Origin of the sequence: Gracilibacillus orientalis (assembly GCF_900114645.1) — a bacterium.
In the GTDB taxonomy this organism is placed as follows: Bacteria; Bacillota; Bacilli; order Bacillales; family Amphibacillaceae; genus Gracilibacillus; species Gracilibacillus orientalis.
This window is the reverse complement of sequence record NZ_FOTR01000020.1, coordinates 12,054-36,002: the sequence shown is the minus strand read 5'-3', so window position 1 is coordinate 36,002 and position 23,949 is coordinate 12,054. Positions and strand designations below refer to the sequence as shown.

Sequence of the window (23,949 nt, the reverse complement as noted above, 5' to 3'; positions counted from 1 at the left end):
TGAAGTTGTCACGCCTGGAATGTAGCTTTTCTTTACTAATCAATCATTTCTATCTCCACCTAATTCTCTTCCAAATAGTGTTTTTTAATCGATAAGCTATGGAGTTTGGATAATGTTAAAAGAATTGACCACGGGGATTCCGATCCCTCTAAGCCGCAATATATTGAGATCGTGTGGGGCGTCGACTACCGGTTTTCGCTTGAAATCCATGGGTACGACGACGCCAGAAGACAAAGAAAGCCCCCCAAAATGAGGGGATTCTCGATTTTGGGGGACCCCATTTAAAATCAATAAAGGATGATTATAACCTAGCCTTACCCTCCAGCAGGAGCGTCGTCACTAACGGCAACCACTTCCCAGACGACCGGATCGGCTTCATTACCAGCATGGTCGGTTGCATTGATTTCAATCCGATTTCTGCCGCGCCGAAGTGATACCACAGCGGAGAAAGTCTGATCCTCTTCCACTGTCCATTCCTGCCCTTCAATCCAAACGGTTCCTTCCTCATTGAGGAAGCCGGTGATCGTATATTCTCCTGCCGGCGCCATGTCGTCGAACTCGTTGCCGGGGTGGTCCGATTCATTGGTAATCGTGATCGTCGGGGCTCTTTCATCCACGATCACTTCAACAGGCTCGGAATAGCTTCCTTCCCCACTGCCGGTGTTGTAGGCTGCCACGGCATAGATGTACGTTCCATCCCCTTCCACATCTTCTGTGAGTTCAAGCGAGGATACCTCCGCAGCAATTAAATGGTAGCGGTCCCCATTCAATCGGCGATAAACATTATAGTGGTCCGCATTTTCAACTGCATCCCAGCGAATGGCAACCGTCGATTCGTTCTCTTTCACCGCTTGAACGGCTTGCGGCGCCTCTAAGGAAGCGGAGCTGATTTGAATATTATCCAGATATTGTTCGGAAGTGCCCCAAGTATGGGAATCAAACCGATTCAATTGCGATGCGGAACCCTGAAAGGGAAGAGTGCCCGAATGCTCGCCATTAATATAAAGGGAGAATTCTTGCGCCGGCACATCAATCTCGATACGGACGTGGTACCACTCACTGAGCGAGAACCGATTGTTCTCCGGAATAAGCGCAGCACCCCCCTGATAACGGAAATACCAGCAATATTCATATTCACATCCTCTTCCGTTGCCAGTGAATATCTCCACATTATTTCTGTCGCCGTCCATGACGCGGATGGCTCTGCCGAAGGTGCTCATCTCTTCCTGCATATATTCGGTTTCCACTACCATCTTGCCTGTTTGCGGTTCGAAATTGCGGGTGAGATAAGTATGCGAGCTGCTGTCATCGTAAAGCATGACGGCCTGATCCGACGAATTGCTGGAAGAACTCTTCGGTACGTCCACTACACTAGCATAATTGTTGTCCGTGTCGGGACTGCCTTCGAAACCATCCGGTGGGCGTGTTCCGACGGCCTGGTCCTCGAAATCGGCATCTAATAGTCTTGTATAGAGGGGCTCATCACTTAACAACGCACCGTTTCTTTCCTCTGAAGTCAGAGAACTGTCCCCGTATTCATTCGCCGCTCGGATGACGTAGAAATAGTTCATGTCCTCTTCTAGGTTTGTATCGGTGTAGTAAACGGCATCCTCAACGGTTGCAATCGTTTCATAAGGACCGTCCTTGACGGTGCTTCGCTGCACGAGATATTCCGTCGCCCTTTCTGCTTTCGACCATTCCAGATACAATTCTTCCTCGCCCCGGGCAATGCTGAACTCCTCCGGATAGAGCGGAACTGGCGGAAGCTGTTCAACGGTGACGTTGTCGAAGGCTACCCGATTCAAATTCGAAATCAGATTGTCTTCGTTCGCCGCATCGACAGCGAGACCAACATACACTTCGTCCACATCCGGGAACTTCATCGAGGAGACGAGCTGCCATTGCGTCCCATCTTCAGAAATATATCCCGTAACCATGTCGCCGATTTTCGTCAAACGCACCCAGTAAGGAGTGGTCGGACCCACAATCGGATCGGTTTCATCGACGGCGCGGCCTTCTTCCTCCCGATGGTAAAATACTCCGACACGATCCTCGCCACGCACCGAGATCCCGCTCATGGCTAGCGGTGAACCGACATCCAGTAACTCGCGAATCATTACGCCCTCGCGATTGTGAGGGGCAACTTTCATATCGCTCAGGATTTGTGCTGTGATTTCAATATCTCCGCTTACCTTCTGATACATAAAATGGTGGGAATCCTGATCAGCCGTCACGTTCCCGTCGCCCTTGACCACATAAGTACCGTCTACAATCGCGGAATGACCAGGGATTACCGTTTCCCCGATATCTGCGGATGACCATGGAGCAATATCATTCGTGATATTGGCATGAATCGGAATGACCTGGGAGTCTGTTTGTCTGCCCTCGCTGCTGTATGCTTTGGCGAATACAAAGTGCGTACCTTCAGGCACATTGCTCCAATTCCACTCATAAGGAGCGGAAGTAACCTCGCCCAGCAATTCCGTTCCATTATAAAACACAACCTTATCAATCTCGGCGTTCTCCACGCTGGCTTCCGCGTTGATGGTTACCGTTTCCGCGGCCTCATAAATATCATTGATGGAAGGAGAGGTGATGGCAATCTCCGGGTTGTGATGCCCGTCTGAAACGATGGAATTCAAATATACTTCTAGGTTGGTATAGCCTTCCTCGGTGACTTGATTCGCCCAAGTATCGTCCATCGGATCAACTCCCTGCTGCTCCGCCCAATCATCCGGTATCCCGTCGCCATTCGAGTCTGCAGGCGCTTCTGCACTGCGGAAATCCGCCCAGCCGCCTACTTCATCGATCGAGTTGATCTGTCGGCCTGTACCGTTGCGAATAGAGTCCACGATGCGTGCATCAATCGAATCGCGTCTCGGCAGCGTGGCGCCGGTATTTTGCAATACATAATCAAATGTTTCCAATGCGGTGCGGGTCGTAGCTTCCGGAACATCCACCGGCACGTCCAAAACATTGGCCGTCGGATGTTCCACGATGCCTAGCATGTTATCCTCTGTCACTTCAGGAAAACCATATACGAAGTTCCCGTCAATGTACCAGTTGCTGTTGCCTTCTGGAAGCTCAACCATTTGCGCGCGCTTATCCATTATCGTATCTGGACCATATTTGTAATAGTTATTCACAACGTTCACATCAGCTTCGTTTCCGCCGTAACCTGTATAGTAGTTCCAGTTGTAAATAATATTATTGCGGAAATCATACCCCTTGTCATTGTCCAATGTACCTTTGAAACGAGGATTGCGGCTAGAATTATGTGCGATAATATTATTCAGATAAGACGAATGGCTTCCCCATATCCCGCCGAAGCCATGGCGCCCTTTGTCATGATCCGTCATATGCAGCGCTTCAGCGATGATGGAATTCTGGATCGTGACATTTCGCATATCGTAAACCGAGGCGATCTCGTCCACGCCCCAAGACATGGAGCTGTGGTCTACGATCAAGTCACTGCGATTGCGTGCGGAAAATGCGTCTGCTGCCGACTCCGTCCGGTCACCCATACGAAAACGCATGTAGCGGATAATATTGTTGTTTCCTTCGAAATAAGTGGAGTGATTGGTTACGGTGATGCCGTCGCCCGGTGCAGTCTGTCCTGCAATCGTAATGTTGTCTCCTTGAATGTAAAGGGGAGAATCCAACAAAATATTGCCCGACACCTCAAATACGACGGTGCGATTGCTCTCGCTCACGGCATCCCGCAGTGAGCCGGGACCGGAATCATTAACATTTGTTACGATATAAACCTCGCCGCCGCGTCCGCCGGTGGTATATTTACCGAACCCTTCCGCACCAGGAAAGGCAGGCACCTGTTGTTCGGATGCTGTGATCTCTTCGTCTGCGGCATTGACAATCGGACTAAACAAAGGCAGAATAAAAAAACAGATAACAAAACTTAGCATGAAATAGAAAAATCGCCTCATATTATACCTCCATTATTTAAATTGTCACGATTGGCAGCAGCTTCTATCAATATATGATTTTGGAGCATTTGTTAATGAAAGCAGTTCCTCCTCTCTGTTTATTAGATTGGCTAGATGTTTCTATTCCAGATTAAACAATAATGTAAGCGTTAACAACTAACCATTCTTACAATTTATATACAAAAACAATTTAGACCGGGTCTTATAATGGTTACAAACAGGTTGAAGAAGGAGAAGATAAAGGGCGATTATACTTTCAAGATATACACGATTTTGTTTCCGCTCCTTAATTTGGTTGGATCGTTTTTTCAAAAACCTTTTATATAGCACCACAAGATAGAAAACGTATACAAAATAATGAAATGGAAATCTAATGTCTTAACAGTTGTTAGTATGTCTCAATATTATAAGCTAACCTTTATTTATTGAATGGAGAATTATTATTAAAAGATGGATTATTATTTTATATTTGTGAAAACGGGAGAAGAGACATTTCTAAATGGAGTTAAATGTATATTTCTATCTTTTGAGTTATAATTGTACATGTTATACTGCAATTACTCCTTCTTGAAAAAATTCCCTTTCCACATCACGAATTTGATACTTGTGAATTAAGTGATGTGAATTCATTATTTTCTTCTATGAAAATAGGAAAATCATACTCTTTCATCTACATATGATGCTTTTTAACTATTTGTGAAATAAGAAACTACCCAAACACATCGTAAACTCGATGAAATTCGGGTAGTTTCATTCTTCTAATATTTATTGAATTACTTCTAGTTCTACTGGAACAAATTCTTCTACCTCTTCACCATTGAAGATTTTTTCTGCTTCTAGAATAGCTGTTTCACCAATCTTGATTGGTTGTTGTGCAATCGTACCAGCTATTCTATCTTCTTCCACAGCAGCAACTGCATCATCTGTTGCATCAAAACCAACAATATGAATATCATCACGTCCAGCTGCTTCAATTGCTTCTAATGCACCAAGTGCCATTTCATCATTATGAGCAAAAACTCCTGTAATTTCTGAGTTACTTTGTAAGATATTCTCCATTACGGATAAAGCTTCTGCACGATTAAAATTAGCTGTTTGAGAGGTTACTATGTCCAATGACTCCTCCGCAACATTATGGAATCCTTGACCACGCTCACGTGCTGCGGAAGAACCTGATATTCCTTCTAATTCTGCAACTTGAGCATCTTCGCCAACTAATTCTACCATAAGCTCCCCTGCTAATTCGCCACCCGCGATATTATCTGAAGCAACATGAACAGCAACATCTCCGGAATCTGCAGCACGGTCTAAGGTAATGACTGGAATACCTGCTGAATTCGCCGATTCAACTGCTGCCACAACTGATGCTGAATCAGTTGGATTAATCATAATAATATCTACTTCTCTTTCAATTAAATCCTCAACATCATTAATTTGTTTTGCTACATCATCTTGTGAATCTACTGTAATTAATTCAGCGCCAATTTCTTCTGCCTTTGCTTCAGCACCTTCTTGAAGCGTTACAAAAAATGGGTTATTTAAAGTTGAAATGGAGAATCCAATCGTTAACTCTCCATCGTCTTCCTCATTACCACTCTCCTCATCCACTGGTGATTCTGTTGAACATGCCATTAATACACTACCTACCACCATGATCATCCAAAATAATATTGTTTTCTTTAACATTTTTTCCACTCCTTTAAGCATTTTTACGGTCTAGTAATACCGCTAATAGAATGACACTACCTTTAACTACTTGTTGAAAAAAAGAACTTACCCCCAACAAATTGAGTCCATTGTTAAGAACTCCTATGATTAAGGCACCAATAAAGGTACCAAAAATCCATCCTTTACCTCCTGTCAAACTTGTACCGCCTAGTACAACAGCTGCAATTGCATCTAACTCGTACATTTGACCTGCTGTAGGTTGTGCAGAATTTAATCTAGACGTCAGGATCATACCTGCTAATGCTGATAAGAAACCGATTAAAGAATAAACATAAATTTTAATTCTAGTTGCACTAATTCCTGATAGAATAGCTGCCTCTTCATTACCACCAACAGCATAAACACGGCGACCAAAAGTTGTCTTCTTCAAAATTAAGAAGAGTACAACAAAAGAAACTAACATCGTAATAGCTGGTACAGGAATACCAAAGAAGTACCCTTTACCTAACATTTCAAAAAAAGTTGACTCACCTAAACCTGATACAGGACGACCTTCCGTTAACATCAAGGTTAAACCGCGAAATATTGTCATTGTAGCTAGCGTTGCAATAAATGGAGCAACTTTACCTTTTGCAATCACTAAACCATTAATCGCACCTAATAATGTCCCGCTTAATAAACCGAGAACTACCGCTAACACTGGGTCAACTCCTGCTGCCATTAATGATGCTGAAACAGCACCAGATAATGCTAAGATTGACCCCACAGACAAGTCAATGCCACCTGTCAAAATAACAAACGTCATACCAAAAGCAATCAACGCATTAATAGAAACCTGTCGTAATACATTTAACAAGTTAGTTGCAGATAAAAAATCTGGATTTAAGATACTAATGATGACGACAATAAAAAACAAACCAAGTAATGGGCCAAGTAAACCGAGCATTGATTTTATCTTTTTTATATCAAGCATTTTTATTTCCTCCTGTAGCATAGTGCATTATTCTCTCTTCCGATAATTCGGAACTTTCAAGTGTTGCCATATGTTCACCCTCACACATCACAACCACCCTCGTACTCATCCCGATAACCTCGGGTAATTCAGATGACACCATAATGATGGCAACACCTTGATCAGCCAGATCATTCATAATAGAATATATTTCTTTTTTGGCACCAACATCTACTCCTCGAGTAGGCTCGTCCAAGATTAATATCTTGGGCTCAATGGCTAACCACTTGGCGATGACTACTTTTTGCTGATTCCCACCACTTAATGATTTAGCTGGTTGGCTAGCACCAGATGAAACGATATTTAGTTTCTTGACCATTTTTTCATAAAGGCTTAATTCCTTTTGTTGCAGCATCCAACCATTCTTCGATAATCCACGTAAATTCGTCATATTCAAATTGTGTTGAATAGAAAAGTCAACGACCAATCCTTTTGATTTACGGTCTTCTGATACAAATCCTATCCCTTGTTGCATCGCATAACTTGGATCTTTTATTTTTAGAGATCTACCATTAACTTTTATCGTCCCTTTATCAGGTTGACGGTAGCCGAAAATGGTTTCTACTAATTCAGAACGTCCTGCACCCATTAACCCAGATATACCAAGAATTTCACCGGCACGGACTTGAAGGGAGACGGAATCAAATTCATCTTCACGAGTCAAGTTATCTATTTCTAATTTCACATCAGATGCTGATCCTTTCCGTTCGGGAAAACGTTCACCAAGTTCTCTTCCAACCATCATGCTGACAATTTCATCGAAACTCGTTTCTTTAATCACTTTGGTACCTATTGATGCACCATCTCGAAGTACAGTAATTCGATCACATATCGCAAATATTTCCTCCATACGATGTGAAATATAAACGAATGAAACGCCTTGCTTCTTCAAATCATTTATTGTTTCGAATAATGTTTCTATTTCACGATCTGTAAGGGCTGCAGTTGGTTCATCCATGATGATAAACTTTGCATCAATTAGTAATGATTTTGCTATTTCGACAATTTGCTGTTGTCCTACTGATAGATGCTTGGCTAGCATCGACGGTTTTACATGTAACCCAAGCTTGGATAGTTGTTTTTGCGCAATTTCGTTCATCTCTTTAGTCTTAATCCACCCCGTCTTGCCGATCGTCTGTTCATTTCCTAAAAACAAATTTTCTGCAATCGATAATTCGGGAAGGATATTTAATTCTTGATGAATGACGGCAATCCCATCTTTCTCAGCTTGCTTAGGGTTGGTATAATGCACTTCTTGATCGTTTACTTTAACAGTCCCTTCATTTCTTGAATAAATTCCAGCCAAGATTTTCATCATTGTCGATTTACCCGCACCATTCTCCCCCATGAGTGCATGTATTTCTCCTTGTTTTAAAGAGAAATCGACTCCTTTCAATACTTTCGTGCCACTAAAAGACTTTTCAATGCCACTCATTTTAATCATTAACTACACCCCTTTCATGAAAAAATAACTCCTGCATGTAAAATTACATTGGCATACGGTGTATTTTCTCCTGTTCGAATAATGACTTTGGCTTCATTTGTTAATTTTTTGAATTTTTCGTGAGTCACATAATCAACAGGTATTTCTTGTCTCCATAACGCTTCTTGTAACGGTTGATTTTTCACTTTTATTTCTTCAGCTAACGTAAATTTCTCTACTGCCATCTCTTGTAACATCACCGAAAGCACGTCCAAAAAATTGGGGACACCTGGTTTTAAAGAAAGATCAACACATGTAACATGATCCGGAATCGGTAAGCCACAATCAGCTACAACAATTCGGTCTGTATGTCCTAATTTTGATAAAGCTATCGATATGTCTCTATTTAAAACGCCATGTTTTTTCATGATGCTGTTGCTCCTTCTATAAAATCAATAACTTCTCTCATTGTCGGCATACCTTGTTGAGCGCCATTTTTTTGAATAGATAAGGCTGCTGCAGCATTTGCAAAAGTAATAGCTTCTTTTAAATTTATCCCTTTAGCCAGTTGAACTGCCAATGCCCCATTGAAAGTATCACCCGCTCCTGTTGTATCTACAGCACCCACTATGTAACCGGTTACTGTTTCAACATTACCATCAGACCAATATTCTATTCCCTTCTCTCCTAAGGTAACAATCATTTTCTCTTTATAGGTATCTACATCATTTGTAATTTCTAGTTTCTCCGTTTCATTAGGTGTTAGATAAGTACATCTTTCTAAAATAGATGCTGACAAACGTTGTGCTGGAGCAGGATTCAATATCACAGGTATGCCTTTTTCTGAACAGTAACCGATTACATATTCAATTGTTTTTAACGGTATCTCTAATTGCAATAATACGACATCACTTTGGTCAATAACATCCAAATATTGCTGAATAAACGTTAGATTTACGCTATAATTTGCACCAGGTGTGACAATAATTCGATTGTCATTATCTTTAATTAGAATCGTAGCAACCCCAGTATATTCATCGGTAACCGGTTCCACATTTTCGATATTTACCTTTTCTTTATTTAAGTTATCGATTAATACTTGCCCGAACGGGTCCTCACCTACACAACCTAACATATTGACCTCTGCTCCCAGTCTTGCACATGCAACAGCTTGATTAGCTCCTTTTCCGCCTGGATTATAAAAGAAAGACTCACCCATTATCGTTTCACCTTTGTCTGGGATTCGATTACTAGATGTTACTAAATCCATATTAATACTCCCGATAACGGTTATCGTTGGCTCCTTCATCATGTATCACTCCTTGTTGTTTCTCTATACTGGATAGTAGTTTTAACTTCATAATTTATTAGATCAAGTGGTTCTTTTTCAATTTGCTTTATCAACAATCTTGCTGATAAAGCTCCCATTTTATAGATTGGTTGTGCAACAGTTGTTAAAGCAGGGGTTAACATTTCACCTAATGGTATGCCATCAAAGCCGATGATTTGGAGATCTTCGGGTATTCGTTTATTAATATTTTTAGCAACTTTTAACACACCTGCTGCGATAATATCACTACTGGCAAATACTGCATCTATAGTTGAATATTTCTCAAACAAACCTTCTGTAACTTCCATCGCGCTTGCCATCGTAAAATCGCAATCCACTACAATATGAGCAATTCCTTGTTCCTCTACTACATCTTTAAAACCTTGATAACGGTCATCAGCTGGTTTTACATGATAAGGACCTCTAATATGTGCAATGAACTCGCTTCCATTTTCAATTAAATATTCAGTTGCTTGTCTAGCACCTTCATAGTTTTTCGAACTAACAGTAGGTACCCGATTACTAAATTGTCGATCTAATGCAACAAGTGGAATACCTAAGTTTTCATAATTATCAGCACTCAGTTGATTCGTCGTTAATATCAAACCATCAATATATTTTTGTTGAAGCGCTTCTAAGTACTGTGCTTCTTTTCGAATATCTTCATCAGTATTACAAATGACAACCGTATACCCATAGGTCAATGCTACATCTTCAACCGCTCTCGCTAACTCTGGAAAGAAAGGATTGGAGATATCCGGTATCAATAACCCAATCATTTTAGATGTTTTATGATAAAGAGATCTAGCTACAGAATTTGGTTTATAATTTAAATCAGCTATCGCTTTTAAAACGTTCTCCTCTGCTTCTTTACTAACATATCCCTTTTTATTAAGCACTCTGGATACAGTTGCTACTGAAACATTTGCATATTTTGCTACATCTTTTATCGTTGGCATAATTTATATCCCCTTACATGTAACCCGTTACATACACTTTAATATTAAACTTTTATGTTGTCAAGGAATTTTAGAAAAATTAGAAAGTAAGCTTGAGAAGGTTTTACGGAAGATTAGCAAAGTGATAAATCAAGAAACTATAATAAATCCTTTCTATAAATGATCGCCATTTCCAAGTATATTCTATTTAACCACTATCTATGATAATATCGGTACTATCATAATAATTGGAGTGAAAGCCATAATGTCAAACCAGAATCAGCTAACATACACCAAGATCTTTATCATATTATTGGTGTTTATATCTTTGCTTATTACCCTTCGACTATCATGGATTAATTATCATAAGGAGACAGGTCAACCTACAATAGAAAATGGTGTCCTTGACCTAAGAGATTGGGAATTCGCCCACAATGAAACTCTCTCTCTAAATGGTGAATGGTCTTTTTATCCCAATCAATTTATAGATGAAATACCAGATTCTAACGTAACAGGTAACACATTAATCGAGGTGCCTAGTGACTGGAGTGATAAACTAAATAGTGATCATCCTATCTCTTCTGGATACGGACATGGAAGTTACCATCTCAAAATTCTTTTACCGGATACAAATACTGAGTTTTATGGACTTCGAACCAATAATATACATACTGCTGCTAATATAATTATAAATGGTGATACACTAGCTACCATTAATAGACCAGCAAGCGAACAACAAGAACCAGCTACGTTTCGTGGCCCCCTGACATCTCTATTCTACATCAATGAAGATACCAATGAACTTAATATTATTATCCAAGCTTCCAATTATGAAATACCATTTTTCGGGGGAATTAATAAATCTATTTCTTTTGGTACAGAAGAAGCGATAACCGATGAAACTAACACCTTAGAATTTCTCCAATTGACTGTCATTGTTATTTTATTATTACATGCGCTTTATGCATTTGCACTTTTCTTTCTAGGAAAAGGGAAGTCACAGAAGGAATTACTTTACTTCGGCATTATGTTATTGTTGTTGGCATTCGGAAACTTAATGGATGATGAAGTGTTTATTCAATTGCCATTTAGTACTGAGTTTTCATTTCGGCTACTCATGTTTATATTTATAACTACATTATATGTGTTAATTCATTTTATTCATCACTTATATAAAACTCATACTACCTTTATCAGAATACTTTCTGTAAGCAATATAATATTATCTATTCTAACCTTATTTCTATTTCCATTCGAGCACTTTGTTACACTAGTGATGATTCTCTATTTATATTATTTTATATCTATCTCCTATATGTTCATCACAACACTGAAGCATTTACGTAATGGTGATCGTAACGCTATCTTTATATTACTATTTATATGTAGCTACACTTCGAATATAGTTTGGGGAGCTGCCATTCAGACTGGTCAAATTGAATTTCCATTCTATCCTTTTGATTTCTTTATTTCCATTGTATTAATTGCCATTCTACTATTTAGAAGACATATTAATTTAGTTCAACTTACCGAAGAACAAACTGCAAAGCTAATCGAAGAAGATAAGAAAAAAGATGAATTTTTGGCAAATACGTCTCACGAAATTAGAAATCCATTGCATGGCATGATTAATATCGCACAATCTATTATTAATAAATACTCAAAAACGCTGCATGCCGAAACAACAAACAATCTGAATTTGTTAGTTAGAATCGGCCACCAGCTAACATTCACCTTGAATGATATTCTAGATATTACAAGGTTAAAAGAAAAACAAATACACTTAAAGAAAGAACCTATCCATTTACGCCAAGTAATATCGGCTGTAATGGAAATGGTACAGTTTATGTCAGACAATAAATCTATTAAAATGAAAAATGAAGTGTCAACTTCTTTTCCACCTGTATATGCGGATGAAAATCGAATCATTCGAATTTTCTTCAACCTTATTCATAATGCAGTTAAATATACCGATTCTGGTTCCATTACTGTAAGCGTTAAGGAAGATAATAAATACGCTATCATTTCTGTCAAAGATACCGGAATTGGAATCAGTAAAAACGAACTTGAAAGGATTTTTATACCTTATGAAAAATTGAGTAAGGTAGAAGCGGATAGTGGCGGTATAGGATTGGGGCTAAATATTTCTAGACAATTAGTAGAACTTCATGATGGAACCATCAAGGTTAATTCTGAAATAGGAGAAGGAACTACCTTTACATTTAGTATACCTTTAGTTACGACGGTAACGAAGAACGAAAATTCAAATATAAATGTGCTGAATATAAATGATACGGACCATTCAGTAAAATTAGAAGAATCTAAACCAGCAGACAGTAATCAACCTAAATTATTAATTATTGATGATGATCCAATCAATGTCAAAGTAATAAGTAATCTATTAGAAAATGATTATCATATTGTAAGTACAACGGAACCTCGTGAAGCTTTAAGTTTAGTAACAGAAAACAATTGGGAGCTCATCATTTGCGATGTGATGATGCCTCATATCTCTGGTTATGAATTAACCAAACAAATCAGAAAACAATATACCATTTCTGAACTGCCAGTTTTATTGTTAACAGCTAGAAATCAACCAGAAGATATATATGCTGGTTTTCTGTCGGGCGCTAACGATTATATTGCGAAGCCAGTGGATGCCATAGAATTACAAGCACGTGTGCAAGCCTTAACAGACTTAAAACAATCGATTCATAAACAATTACGCATGGAAGCAGCTTGGTTACAAGCTCAAATAAAACCACATTTCATCTTTAATACATTAAATACAATTGCATCTTTAAGTATCATAGATGTTGATAGAATGACATCCTTATTAAATGAATTTGGAAACTATTTATATAAAAGCTTTGATATAAAAAATACATTGCCATTAGTACCTTTGAAGGAGGAACTAGATTTAGTACAATCCTATATTTACATTAATCAACAACGATTCCAAGATAGGATTGAGATTGAATGGGAAATAGCAGAAAATGAAGAGATTCAGGTACCACCTCTATCTATACAAACAATAGTAGAAAACGCACTAAAACATGGCATTTTGAAGCAAAGTAAGGGCGGAACTATTAAAATTGAAGGTATTAATTCTGACAAGGAATACCGAATTAACATCATAGACGACGGCGAAGGTATGTCTGATACAAAATTAATAGACATAATGAATCAAGAAGGGAAAGAAAACGGAATTGGTTTAGTGAATACCAATAAAAGATTAGAAAAACTATTTGGACTAGGAATACAAATAACTAGTGAAAAAGGCAAAGGTACAAAAGTAAGTATGACTATACCAAAAAGGATTTCTTAGAGAACAACCAATCGCCTTCATGTTTATAAACATGAAGGTTTTTTAATTAGACAAGAAAGCATAAAATTTGCGCAGGTGTCTAGCTCCGAACGACCGGAAACTAGACGACTTCACACGATAAAAAAGACTTCCTGACCGTGATTCCTTTATCTCAGTTGATTCTGAAGTCGCTACATTTTTTTTAGACGGGCGGCTCTGCGCTTTTCTTACTAGTTCTTTGCTTAGCCTCAAAAAACTAATCAACCAGAAATCTGTTCTAATAGAATCAATAAATATAATAATATTTTTTGATTTAACGACAATAATCATGTAATATAATCACTGTACAGATAACGGAATTTTTTGAATGATATAACTATAACCCCCTAAATAAGCATTATTTTACCAACCAAAAGATATTGTAACTTTAGAAACTATACAATTTCTAAACAACTTTTATTGTTTAGGTTAATAGTACTGTTTTTTTAGAATTCTGGGGGTTATTAGATGAATATAGTACTTTTTGATGATGAACCACTTGCGCTAGATTTTTTAGAGCATCAATTAAATTTAGTAAGAAACGTAAATGTTATAGGTAAATATTCACACGCTAATGTTGAGGCTGTTTCAGAAAATATAAAAAAATCAGATGTTATATTTCTTGATATTAAAATGCCAGGCCTCAATGGATTAGAATTAGCAGAAACCATATTAAAAATAAAGCCTGATTTACCAATTGTTTTTGTCACTGCATATGATAAATATGCAATTCAGGCTTTTGAATTAAATGCATTAGATTATATATTAAAACCTGTTCAATTAAATAGATTGAAAAAGACGGTTAAACGGATTGAATCATATATAAAAAATAGTAGTATAAATCCATACGAATCTGCGAAACATTTGACCATTAACGTATTGGGAGAATTTACATTTCAATTGAACAGTGATGACACAAGAATAATCTCTTGGCGCACCACTAATGCTCAAGAAACGTTTTTATATTTACTTCATCATCATAGTAAAATTGTCTCAAAATCTGAATTAGTTGAATTACTTTTTCCTAACATGGATGTAAATAAGGCTAACTCTCTCTTATATGTCACCATTTATCAAGTTAGACAAGCACTATCAGAGTTTAATAAATACATATCGATTCGGAGTATTCAAAATGGCTACGTTTTAAAGCTGGATAATACAAGTATCGATAAGGAAGTCTGGGAAAACGAACTCGATAAAGCTCCCAAAATCGATATAAAAACATTAGATCAACAAGAAAAAATCATGAGTTATTATAAAGGGACTTATTTAAAAAAACATGATTATCTATGGGCTGAGGGAGAACGATATAGGTTAGAAACAATATGGGTGAATCATGCATTCAAAATTGCAAACTATTACTATAAGCACCATTTCTTTGATAAATCAGCGATTTGGTTTATTCAACTTTCAGATTTGGTTCCAGAAGATGAAAGTGTTAATTTTGCTTTAATGAAGATCTATGCATGGAAGGGTTATGGAGTATTAGTTGAACATCAATATAATCAACTAAAAAAATCTTTAGAGGAATTTAATTTATCGGTTAATAAAGACATCGACAAATGGTATCATGATTGGAAGTCATCCAAAGGGAAATAAAGTTGAAAATCATTTTAGCTTATATAAAGTGAGACTTCAGCAAAACTTATTAGAATGTTAGCGTCCGTTATCCCCCACTAGCTTCTTTGATTTACTCGAACCTTGAAGTGAGGGTTTTACGGATGATTAGCACCGTGATAAGTGTAGAGTGCTTTTTCCATCTGGTGAAATTGGTTCCATTGGTACTTCAAACCCTTTGTCTTTTTGTTCTTGGCCTCTATCTCCTTTTTATCTTTAATGTCTCTACCTACAACTAGCTGTTTTGACTACTCGAATTCTTCATCTTATTACAACAACTATTAAATAGCCTTTCTTAAAATACCTTTTTTCTATTTAATTTGATTTATCAATAGACATACAATCACCAATAATCATATTACAATAATGTTAATCCATTTCCTACACAGAACATTCGAGCAATTTCTGTTGTTTATTGATCTATTAAAGAACCATTCCATTAGGAGGTTACTATGAAAGTTTGTATATTCGATGACGAGCCACTAGCACTAGAGTATTTAGCGCATCAGCTAAGTCAATTAGACAATATGGACGTGCTTTTTACATCAACTGAACCTCTCATTCATGAACATATGCTTAAAGACATTGATATTGTATTTTCAGATATTGAAATGCTAGAAATGAACGGATTAGAACTGGCTGAAAAAATACTAGAATATAATCCTTCCATACATATCGTATTTGTTACAGCCCATAATCAATACGCCATTGAAGCTTTTGAAATGAATGCTTTAGACTATTTACTAAAACCTGTCACAGTTGATCGATTAAAGAAGACGATTCAAAGAATAAACACTACGAATGTTAGTATAAAAAGCAACTTGCGTGATCCTTCCACTAAGCTTCGAGTGAATGTTTTAGGGGAACTAACCTTCCAATTTTGTGATAAAACAAAACCTGAAGACATTCGTTGGCGAACTGCAAAATCGAAAGAATTGTTTTTATATTTACTTCATTATGAAAGCAAAGTTGTATTAAAATCAGAATTAGTTGAGGCACTTTGGAATGAAATAGACATCGATAAATTATACTCTCACCTATATGTTAGTATCTATAATATTCGCCATTCTCTTCGAATGTTTAACGATTATATCAAAATTACTAACATTGGAGATGGTTATTTATTAAAATTACATAATGTCATTTTAGATAAAAAAGAATGGAAAAATCAATTATTAGAAAATCCTGAAATTACCATCGATACACTAGAAGAACAGGAAGAAATCATGCAATTGTATGCAGGTAGTTATTTAAATATACATGATTATATCTGGTTACAAGGAGAAAGGTTTGAACTCGAAGAGATGTGGTTACATCGATCAAAGCTAATTGCAGATTGTTATAACTTTTCCAATCAATTTGAAAAAGCCATTTCCTGGTATCTAACTATTATTAAAAACAGACCCGAAGATGAACATGCTGCCTTTTCATTAATGAAAATATATGCTTCCTTACATTATCGAATGTTAGTAGATTATCAATATAAAGAAATACAAAAAAGTTTATCCGAATTAAACTTGGAAATAGATCCACAAATTGCAGATTGGTATTCGAAATGGAAAAACACTACTAAACAACAATGACCAACTTCTCTAAACAAACGTAGGATTGGACTAGATGAAAGAAAAAAGCTTTTGCCATTTAATTATAGCAAAAGCTTTCCTTATTCATGGAACTAAACATCTAATAGGAAGTCTCACTTTATGAGAAAAGCACCTCCAACAGTCACTTATGTGACTTAGAGGTGCTTTTTTGTCTCATTAGGTCAGGTTTCAGGGTTATGGACTTTTACGATTAGTATCTTCTACGACGATAAAATACTAACACGATAACTCCTCCAATAACTAACATGCCACCAAGTAATGTAAAGCGGAACATATTAGTAGCTGTAGCCGGCAAGCTATCATTATTAGATTCATCTTCTATACGTTCTAATTGATTAAAGGCATTCACTTCTGTTCGATCAGATTGCCCTTTGTCAATAGTAAACTTAATTGGAGATTCATCCAGTACATAACCTTCAGGTGCTTTTGTTTCCACAAAATAATATACTCCTGGTTTTAGTTGATCAACGGTGATCAGACCATTTTCATCTGTTGTAAGACCTTGTGTGATCGTATTACCTTCCTCATCCTGAAGTGCAAATTCTGCACCTTGCAGAACCTTTTCTTCATTATCACTATCTAGCTTAATTAGTTCCACACCAGATCGAGTTTGTTTATTCGTGATCATTATTTTTTTAGCTTCTAGTTGCCCACTATCTATAGTGAACTCGATTGGCGGATGAGAGTTATAACCTTGTAATGGATCGGTTTCCATTAGTATATATTTTCCAGGACGTAAATCTTGTATCAAGAGTTTACCATCTGCATCTGTTATAATACTATCTCTTATCGTATTACCATCAGCATCTTTCAAACTAAACCCAACGCCTGCTAATGGTAGATTTTCATTATCAAAATCAACTTTTGTTAATTCAAAATCTCCTTTGACAATAGCATTATCAGTGGATAAAACTAAGGTCTCACTTTGGCCAAGATTGATAGTGAATTCTATTGGTGTACTATCCAAAGTATATCCATTAGCAGCTTCTGTTTCTACAAACTGGTAGGTTCCAGGCTTTAAATCATCGACAAATAATTTTCCATTTTCATTTGTTGTCAAGTTTTCATGTATGACTTCTCCATTTTGTCTAAGCTCAAAGACTGCACCTGGTAATGTTTCTTTAGTTTCCTCATCTACTTTTGTTAATTCAACCGAACTGGTGGATCTGCTATTCTCCGTAGTTACTGTTAATACTTCTTCTTGGTTAAAGACAATCTCGAACGGAATCGGTGTGTCATCTAATTGATAGCCAAATGGTGCTTGCGTCTCTACTAACTGATAATTACCTGACGTTAAGTCTTCAATAACCAGTTGACCATTCTCGTCCGTTGCGAGTTCCGTTTGTAGTTCTTCTCCTTCTTCATTTAATAATGTGAACTCTGCTCCTTCTAGAGTTTCTCCTTCTTCTCCCACTTTGGTTAGTTCTACTGAACCTGTACTTAATAGGTTAGTGAATTCTACTTGTGTGCTTTCTGTTTCTCCTAAGCCAATCTCAAACGAAATCGGCGTTGTATCTAGTTTATAACCTGGAAGAGTTTCCGTTTCAATCAATTGATAGCTACCCGGATCTAATTCATCCAAGATAAGTTTTCCTTCTGCATTCGTTGTTAATCCTCCCTGCAGGATGTTTCCATCTACATCCTGTAGTTCGAACACAGCACCTTCCAATAGCTCACCATCTTCCCCTACTTTGGTCAATTCTAACGTACCCGGCATATAGCTGTTTTCCATCGTTAATTGTAGGGTTTCCTCTTGGTTAAAAACTATCTCGAACGGAATCGGTGTGTCATCTAATTGATAGCCAAGTGGTGCTTGCGTCTCTACTAACTGATAATTACCTGGTGTTAAGTCTTCAATTAGCAGTTGGCCATTCTCATCGGTTACGAGTTCCGTTTGTAGTTCTTCTCCCTCTTCATTTAATAACGTAAACGCTGCTTCTTCTAGAGCTTCTCCCTCTTCCCCTATTTTCGTTAATTCTACTGAGCCAGGAGTCAATAGATTTTCGAATGATACTTCGGTCGTTTCTGCTTGACCCAGTTCAATATCAAATGGGATTGGTGTATTATCCAATTCATAACCAGGAATAGAACTAGTTTCAACCAATTGATAGCTACCCGGATCTAATTCATCCAAGATAATTTTTCCTTCTGCATCCGTTGTTAATCCTTCCTGCAGGATGTTTCCATCTACATCCTGTAGTTCAAATACAACACCTTCTAATAGCTCGCCATCTTCCCCTACTTTGGTTAATTCTAACGTACCTGGCGTATAACTGTTTTCTATCGTTAATTGTAGGGTTTCCTCTTGGTTAAAGACAATCTCGAACGGAATCGGTGTGTCATCTAACTGATAGCCAAATGGTGCTTGCGTCTCTACTAACTGATAATTACCTGGCGTTAAGTCTTCAATTAGCAGTTGACCATTCTCATCGGTTACTAGTTCCGTTTGTAGTTCTTCTCCGTCTTCATTTAATAATGTAAACGCTGCTCCTTCTAAAGCTTCTCCTTCTTCTCCTACTTTGGTTAATTTCCCAGAACCAGAAGTCAATGGATTTTCGAATGATACTTCGGTCATTTCTGTTTGGCCCAGTTCAATATCAAATGGGATTGGTGTATTATCCAATTCATAACCAGTAATAGAACTAGTTTCCACGAATTGATAGCTACCTGGTTTTAAATCAGAGATTACCAGTTGACCATCGGCATTCGTTGTTAGTTCTTCTTGCAATACATCGCCTTCTGTATTCTGCAGTTCAAATACCACATCTTCTAATAAATTCCCATTTTCTCCCGATTTCGTTAACGTTACTGAACCAGTTGACTGCTCATTTTCCATGGTCAATTCCAAGGTTTCCTGTTGGTTAAAGTCAATCTCGAACGGAATCGGTGTATCATCTAATTCATAGCCAAATGGTGCTTGCGTCTCTACTAATTGATAATTACCTGGCGTTAAGTCTTCAATTAGCAATTGACCATTCTCATCGGTTGCAAGTTCCGTTTGTAGTTCTTCTCCCTCTTCATTTAATAACGTAAACGCTGCTCCTTCTAAAGCTTCTCCCTCTTCTCCTACTTTTGAAAGCTCTACTAAACCTGGAACAGGAGTATTTTCTGCAACTATTTCAAGTTGATCTTGTTGTGTAACATCGATACTAAATGAAATTGGTGTGCTATCAAGACGGTATCCTGTTGGTGCTTGTGTTTCCACAAACTCATAGTTCCCTAAAAATAGGTCCTCTACAACAATTTCACCGTTCTCATCAGTTACTAGCCCTGTTTCTAGTTCATTCCCTGCTTCATCTAGAAGCTTGAATTCTGCTCCTTCTAATGCAGTGCCATCTTCTGCTACTTTAAGAAGAGAAACGGAGTTGGTATAGTTCATATAAACTCCTACACGTAAAGGCTCTACAGGTTGACCATTATCAGTTGCTATAGCAAAAGAATTCCATGCAGCACGGGAAGTTGGTTCAATGTTTCTATCTAAGACGTCTTCAGATACTTCTTGGGCAGGTGGAGCTTCCATCGAAAATGAAATAGATATACTTTCTCCATCTAGCCAGTCATTATCATTTTTAGATTGAATTTTAAATGAATGTATATTCGCCCAATCATTAACTTCACTAGCTTCCATCCAGTTAGGATCTTGTGCCTCTGGAGGATTGTTAAGTTGTTCCGTTGTTTCAGGATAATTCGTATTTTCTATTAGGTCATCACGTTTTGGGTTTTCCGCCGTACTGTATACTACATCTACTCTATCTGTCCATGAGCTTGGAATAGTTATTTCACTGGTTAAAGTAGGTGTGAATTGACTTCCTCTGTCCACATTATCTGTAATACCTAGATCCCCTACAGATGGTAAAACGTCTATCAAAGTCATGGAAGAAATATCTTTGCCACTTACATTGGTGAAAGTTAACTGATAGTCAATAGCACCTCCTGGTACTGTTTGACCAAATAATGAAAATGCATCATCTAGTTCACCTTTTACCAACTTTTCGGATTCAATTTGATATTCTCCACGCATATAATAATTATTTCCAGATTTCAATCTTGGTTCATCTGATGTACCACTATCATTTATATCTTCTGTATCTGTCTCAAGCGTCGTATCAGTAACCGAAGTACCTTCTCCATCGGGTACCGCTAGTTGCTCATCTCCTGAAAAACCGTACACTTGAAATGAAAGGTGATTAGGTGTGTTTTCTGAAATGGTAACATCTAATTCAGCAGCTAAATTGCTGTCAGGTCGTAATAAATGATCATTCCACGTAATACCCACAAGTTGCCGACCACTATCATTATAGTTATTGCTTAATATGTCATAAGAACCTCCAGCCGCAGCGGAAGAATTTTGAGTCGACAATCCATCTTTATCTATATACTCTGGGTTAGGACTATCATTTACCGTTACCCCTGGTGGCATAAGAACAACCGTCTCTAGTCGTTGTTGCATCGCTAAAATAGAGCTATTGGAATTCGTTAACTTGACTTCCATTCGATTGCTTCCTGTAACGATTTCCCCTCCATCTTGATCAAGTAATCCTACATCAACATAAGCAATTGGTGGTTGATCATCAGGAATTGGTGCAATAGTAGCACTACGAGGACCGGCTATCGTATCTCTATCATCTTCATGATATCGATAATTAAAAGAATTGCCATCCGCATCTACTCCATACACATTAAAGCTATTCACTACTTCACCGGTATAGCCTTCTTCTACCCCAAAATAATAATTAGGTCGGCCATTATTCAACATACCTGACGGTGCGTAAGTAAAATCATACTTAATATAGTTAACGCGGTCTGATTCTTCCAATCCTAGATCATTTCTTGTGTATGTTTGATTTTGCTCCGCATCTTCCATCAGCATTTCTTCTTCTCCATTTACGGATGCTAAAATATCAAATTGAGGTTGTTGATCCAATGGTATTCCTGCTGGAAAATCAGCACTTGGTCTATACACAAATCCTCCAGGAGTCGAAAGCTTTTCTAGAGTTAAATGGGAATCAACCCTATAAATAGTAGTATACCCTTGAAAATCACCCTGTGCACTTTCAGGTAATGGAGCAATACCATGACTAAATCCTAATAGTGCATCATCATATACAACCGGATTTGGATTTTTATCATCATTTGGTGCAATATTACCTTTACCATCTGATGGTCCAACATTTACAGGGACATACCAAGTACCCTCAATTTCGCCATTTGCATCTTCTGAAGCTACTATATCAACTTCATGTTGTCCAGATGTTGTCGACGTAGAATCATCAATATACGTCGTATCTACATCTACTTGATTATTTTGCGTCGTATCAGCCGTTCCTTGATCTACTGTCAACCAAACTTGTAGGGTTTGGGTATACAATGATGTATCTGCTGAAGATTGCTCTTCAATAGTAGGTGCATCAAATTGCCAAGTTAACTCGTCTTCGTTCTGTACTGGATTTGGTCCTGAGTCCATCGAATCATATGATAAACCATCAGGTAACAGGTCAGTTATGGTAATTTGTGACCCTTCTTTAAGAAACATCTGTCCAATGTCTTTTTTAGGAATTTCCAACTTAATTTCCCATAAAGTTTTCGATCCTGGTGTTGGGATATTGTTATCATTCCCTTGAACACTTAGATATTGTTTCGAGACACTAGCTGAACTGGATGATTCTATGGTAACTATCGCATCATCAGACACTGGCAGTTGTTCATTGGATTGGAATGTAGCTTGTGCTGCTAATTCATGACCATTTGGTGAAAAGCCATTTTCCGTATCAATTTTCAGTAATCGCTCATAAGAACGTCCTGTGTCAATCGAATCAAAGGAGTAGATCAGTTGTTGATTAGAAGTATCATAAGTTGGTACTACTCCATCAATAGCTAATTCGCTTACATCCTGTGTGAAATCGGAAAATTCTGTAATAGGCAAATCTACCATTACTTCAGCATCTGTGTATTCTGTGCGTGATCCTGTAAATTTAAGAGTAAGTGTATAGCTAGCATCATCGCCAGATAAAATGGTTGGATTTTTTGGTGTAATGTCAATATCGACATTTAGATTCCCAGAGAAAGGAGTGACAATATTTTCTGAGAGCTTCTCACTTTCAGAAACCTTTTTATCATTAGTATCTTGGGTGTTGGAGTCCTTTGAGTTACTTTCATTATTTACGTTGTTCTCACTATCTTCTTCAGATTGTGTGTTAATTGTGGTGTCTGTACTATCTGTTTCATTTGATTGTTCTTCTTGTTGGTTACTTTCATCATTTTGATTAATAGAAAATGTATATGCTTGACTTGCCATCATTTCATCATTCTTAAAGCCCTTTACAACTATATTATTCTGTGATTCTTGTACATCATTTAGTACTAATTTATTAGTTAATTTTTCCGCATTAGTTTTATTATCCATTAACACAGTATGAGAATCAGAATTATAAGATATATCAACGTCTGATTCCGTTATCTCTTCTGTCTTCTCTTTGTTAAAGGAAGTATCTTTGGGTAACGTGATTTCTAAATTATCATAGATGCTTTCTTGGGAAATTACATTTATGATACTTTCTTTGATAGACGCCCCCTCTCCAACGCTAATTTCAAAGCTCTCTTGATTTTGCGTATCACTTTCCGCGAAGAGAACCGATGTTGAAGACAATTGAGAAAACATCATTAATACAATTAAAAACATTGATAAAGTTTTTTTCATAAATTTACCTCCTTTAATATTTACTCACAATAAATAAGCTTCATATTACTACTCTAGCAGGAATCATGATACTAAGGTTCTATGAATTCAGACAAATTTCACACGAACAATCTATTTTAACCATGTCTCAAAGGGTGTATAGAGATAAAATTATTCTATATGACTATTAGAATAATTTTTTAATATCAAACCTCCTATTTTTTCATATAATTAATTATGAAAACTGCAGATCGATTTACTCAAACCAAAGAAGAAAACCTCACATCTTGTTTTACGTTTTTGGAACGATATTATTAGTTAGACGAATATTTCTCACCACCTTTAAAATAATACCTTCCGAAAAAACAAAAACTCCGTCAAAATAGACGGA

The 23,949-nt window shown here is 37.4% G+C and carries 11 protein-coding genes; 3 read left to right on the top strand and 8 right to left on the bottom strand.

Going from position 1 to position 23,949, the window contains the following annotated elements:
- Positions 1-314: 314 nt before the first annotated feature.
- The 7 genes from BM121_RS20910 to BM121_RS20880 all read right to left on the bottom strand — a co-directional run bounded on the left by BM121_RS20910 (position 315) and on the right by BM121_RS20880 (position 10,336).
- Positions 315-3,944: an Ig-like domain-containing protein gene (locus tag BM121_RS20910; RefSeq protein WP_091486529.1), complete on the bottom strand. Its 3,630-nt coding sequence runs from the start codon at positions 3,942-3,944 to the stop codon at positions 315-317.
- 765 nt (positions 3,945-4,709) lie between these two features.
- Positions 4,710-5,630 (bottom strand): ribose ABC transporter substrate-binding protein RbsB, encoded by a 921-nt coding sequence (rbsB, locus tag BM121_RS20905; RefSeq protein WP_091486526.1) that lies wholly within the window; start codon positions 5,628-5,630, stop codon positions 4,710-4,712.
- Positions 5,631-5,643: 13 nt separating this feature from the next.
- On the bottom strand, positions 5,644-6,585 hold the full coding sequence (locus BM121_RS20900) for an ABC transporter permease subunit (RefSeq protein ID WP_091486523.1): 942 nt from the start codon (positions 6,583-6,585) through the stop codon (positions 5,644-5,646).
- Positions 6,578-8,068: a sugar ABC transporter ATP-binding protein gene (locus BM121_RS20895; RefSeq protein ID WP_091486521.1), complete on the bottom strand. Its 1,491-nt coding sequence runs from the start codon at positions 8,066-8,068 to the stop codon at positions 6,578-6,580. The genes BM121_RS20900 and BM121_RS20895 overlap by 8 nt, the downstream gene beginning before the upstream one ends.
- A gap of 14 nt (positions 8,069-8,082) precedes the next feature.
- Positions 8,083-8,475 carry a D-ribose pyranase gene (gene rbsD, locus BM121_RS20890; protein WP_091486518.1) on the bottom strand — a complete coding sequence of 131 codons (393 nt, stop codon included), beginning with the start codon at positions 8,473-8,475 and terminating at the stop codon, positions 8,083-8,085.
- Complete coding sequence (gene rbsK / locus BM121_RS20885) at positions 8,472-9,356, bottom strand: ribokinase (protein ID WP_091486517.1); 885 nt, start codon at positions 9,354-9,356, stop codon at positions 8,472-8,474. Before rbsK ends, rbsD begins: the two co-directional genes overlap by 4 nt.
- Complete coding sequence (locus BM121_RS20880; protein ID WP_091486514.1) at positions 9,356-10,336, bottom strand: LacI family DNA-binding transcriptional regulator; 981 nt, start codon at positions 10,334-10,336, stop codon at positions 9,356-9,358. The genes rbsK and BM121_RS20880 overlap by 1 nt, the downstream gene beginning before the upstream one ends.
- 244 nt (positions 10,337-10,580) lie before the next feature.
- On the opposite strand from BM121_RS20880, the gene BM121_RS20875 reads away from it, so the two are divergent.
- The 3 genes from BM121_RS20875 to BM121_RS20865 all read left to right on the top strand — a co-directional run bounded on the left by BM121_RS20875 (position 10,581) and on the right by BM121_RS20865 (position 16,861).
- Entirely contained in the window at positions 10,581-13,643 is a 3,063-nt protein-coding gene (locus BM121_RS20875) for a hybrid sensor histidine kinase/response regulator (protein ID WP_091486512.1), read from the top strand.
- A gap of 486 nt (positions 13,644-14,129) precedes the next feature.
- The gene (locus BM121_RS20870) at positions 14,130-15,260 is read left to right on the top strand and encodes a response regulator (protein ID WP_091486509.1); all 1,131 of its coding nucleotides are present in this window, start codon (positions 14,130-14,132) and stop codon (positions 15,258-15,260) included.
- Positions 15,261-15,730: 470 nt separating this feature from the next.
- A complete protein-coding gene (locus BM121_RS20865; RefSeq protein WP_091486507.1) occupies positions 15,731-16,861 on the top strand; it encodes a response regulator in 1,131 nt (376 codons plus the stop codon).
- Between the two features lie 211 nt (positions 16,862-17,072).
- Here the strand turns inward: BM121_RS20865 and BM121_RS20860 are convergent, their stop codons facing one another.
- Positions 17,073-23,579 carry a SpaA isopeptide-forming pilin-related protein gene (locus tag BM121_RS20860; RefSeq protein WP_091486504.1) on the bottom strand — a complete coding sequence of 2,169 codons (6,507 nt, stop codon included), beginning with the start codon at positions 23,577-23,579 and terminating at the stop codon, positions 17,073-17,075.
- Positions 23,580-23,949: the final 370 nt, after the last annotated feature.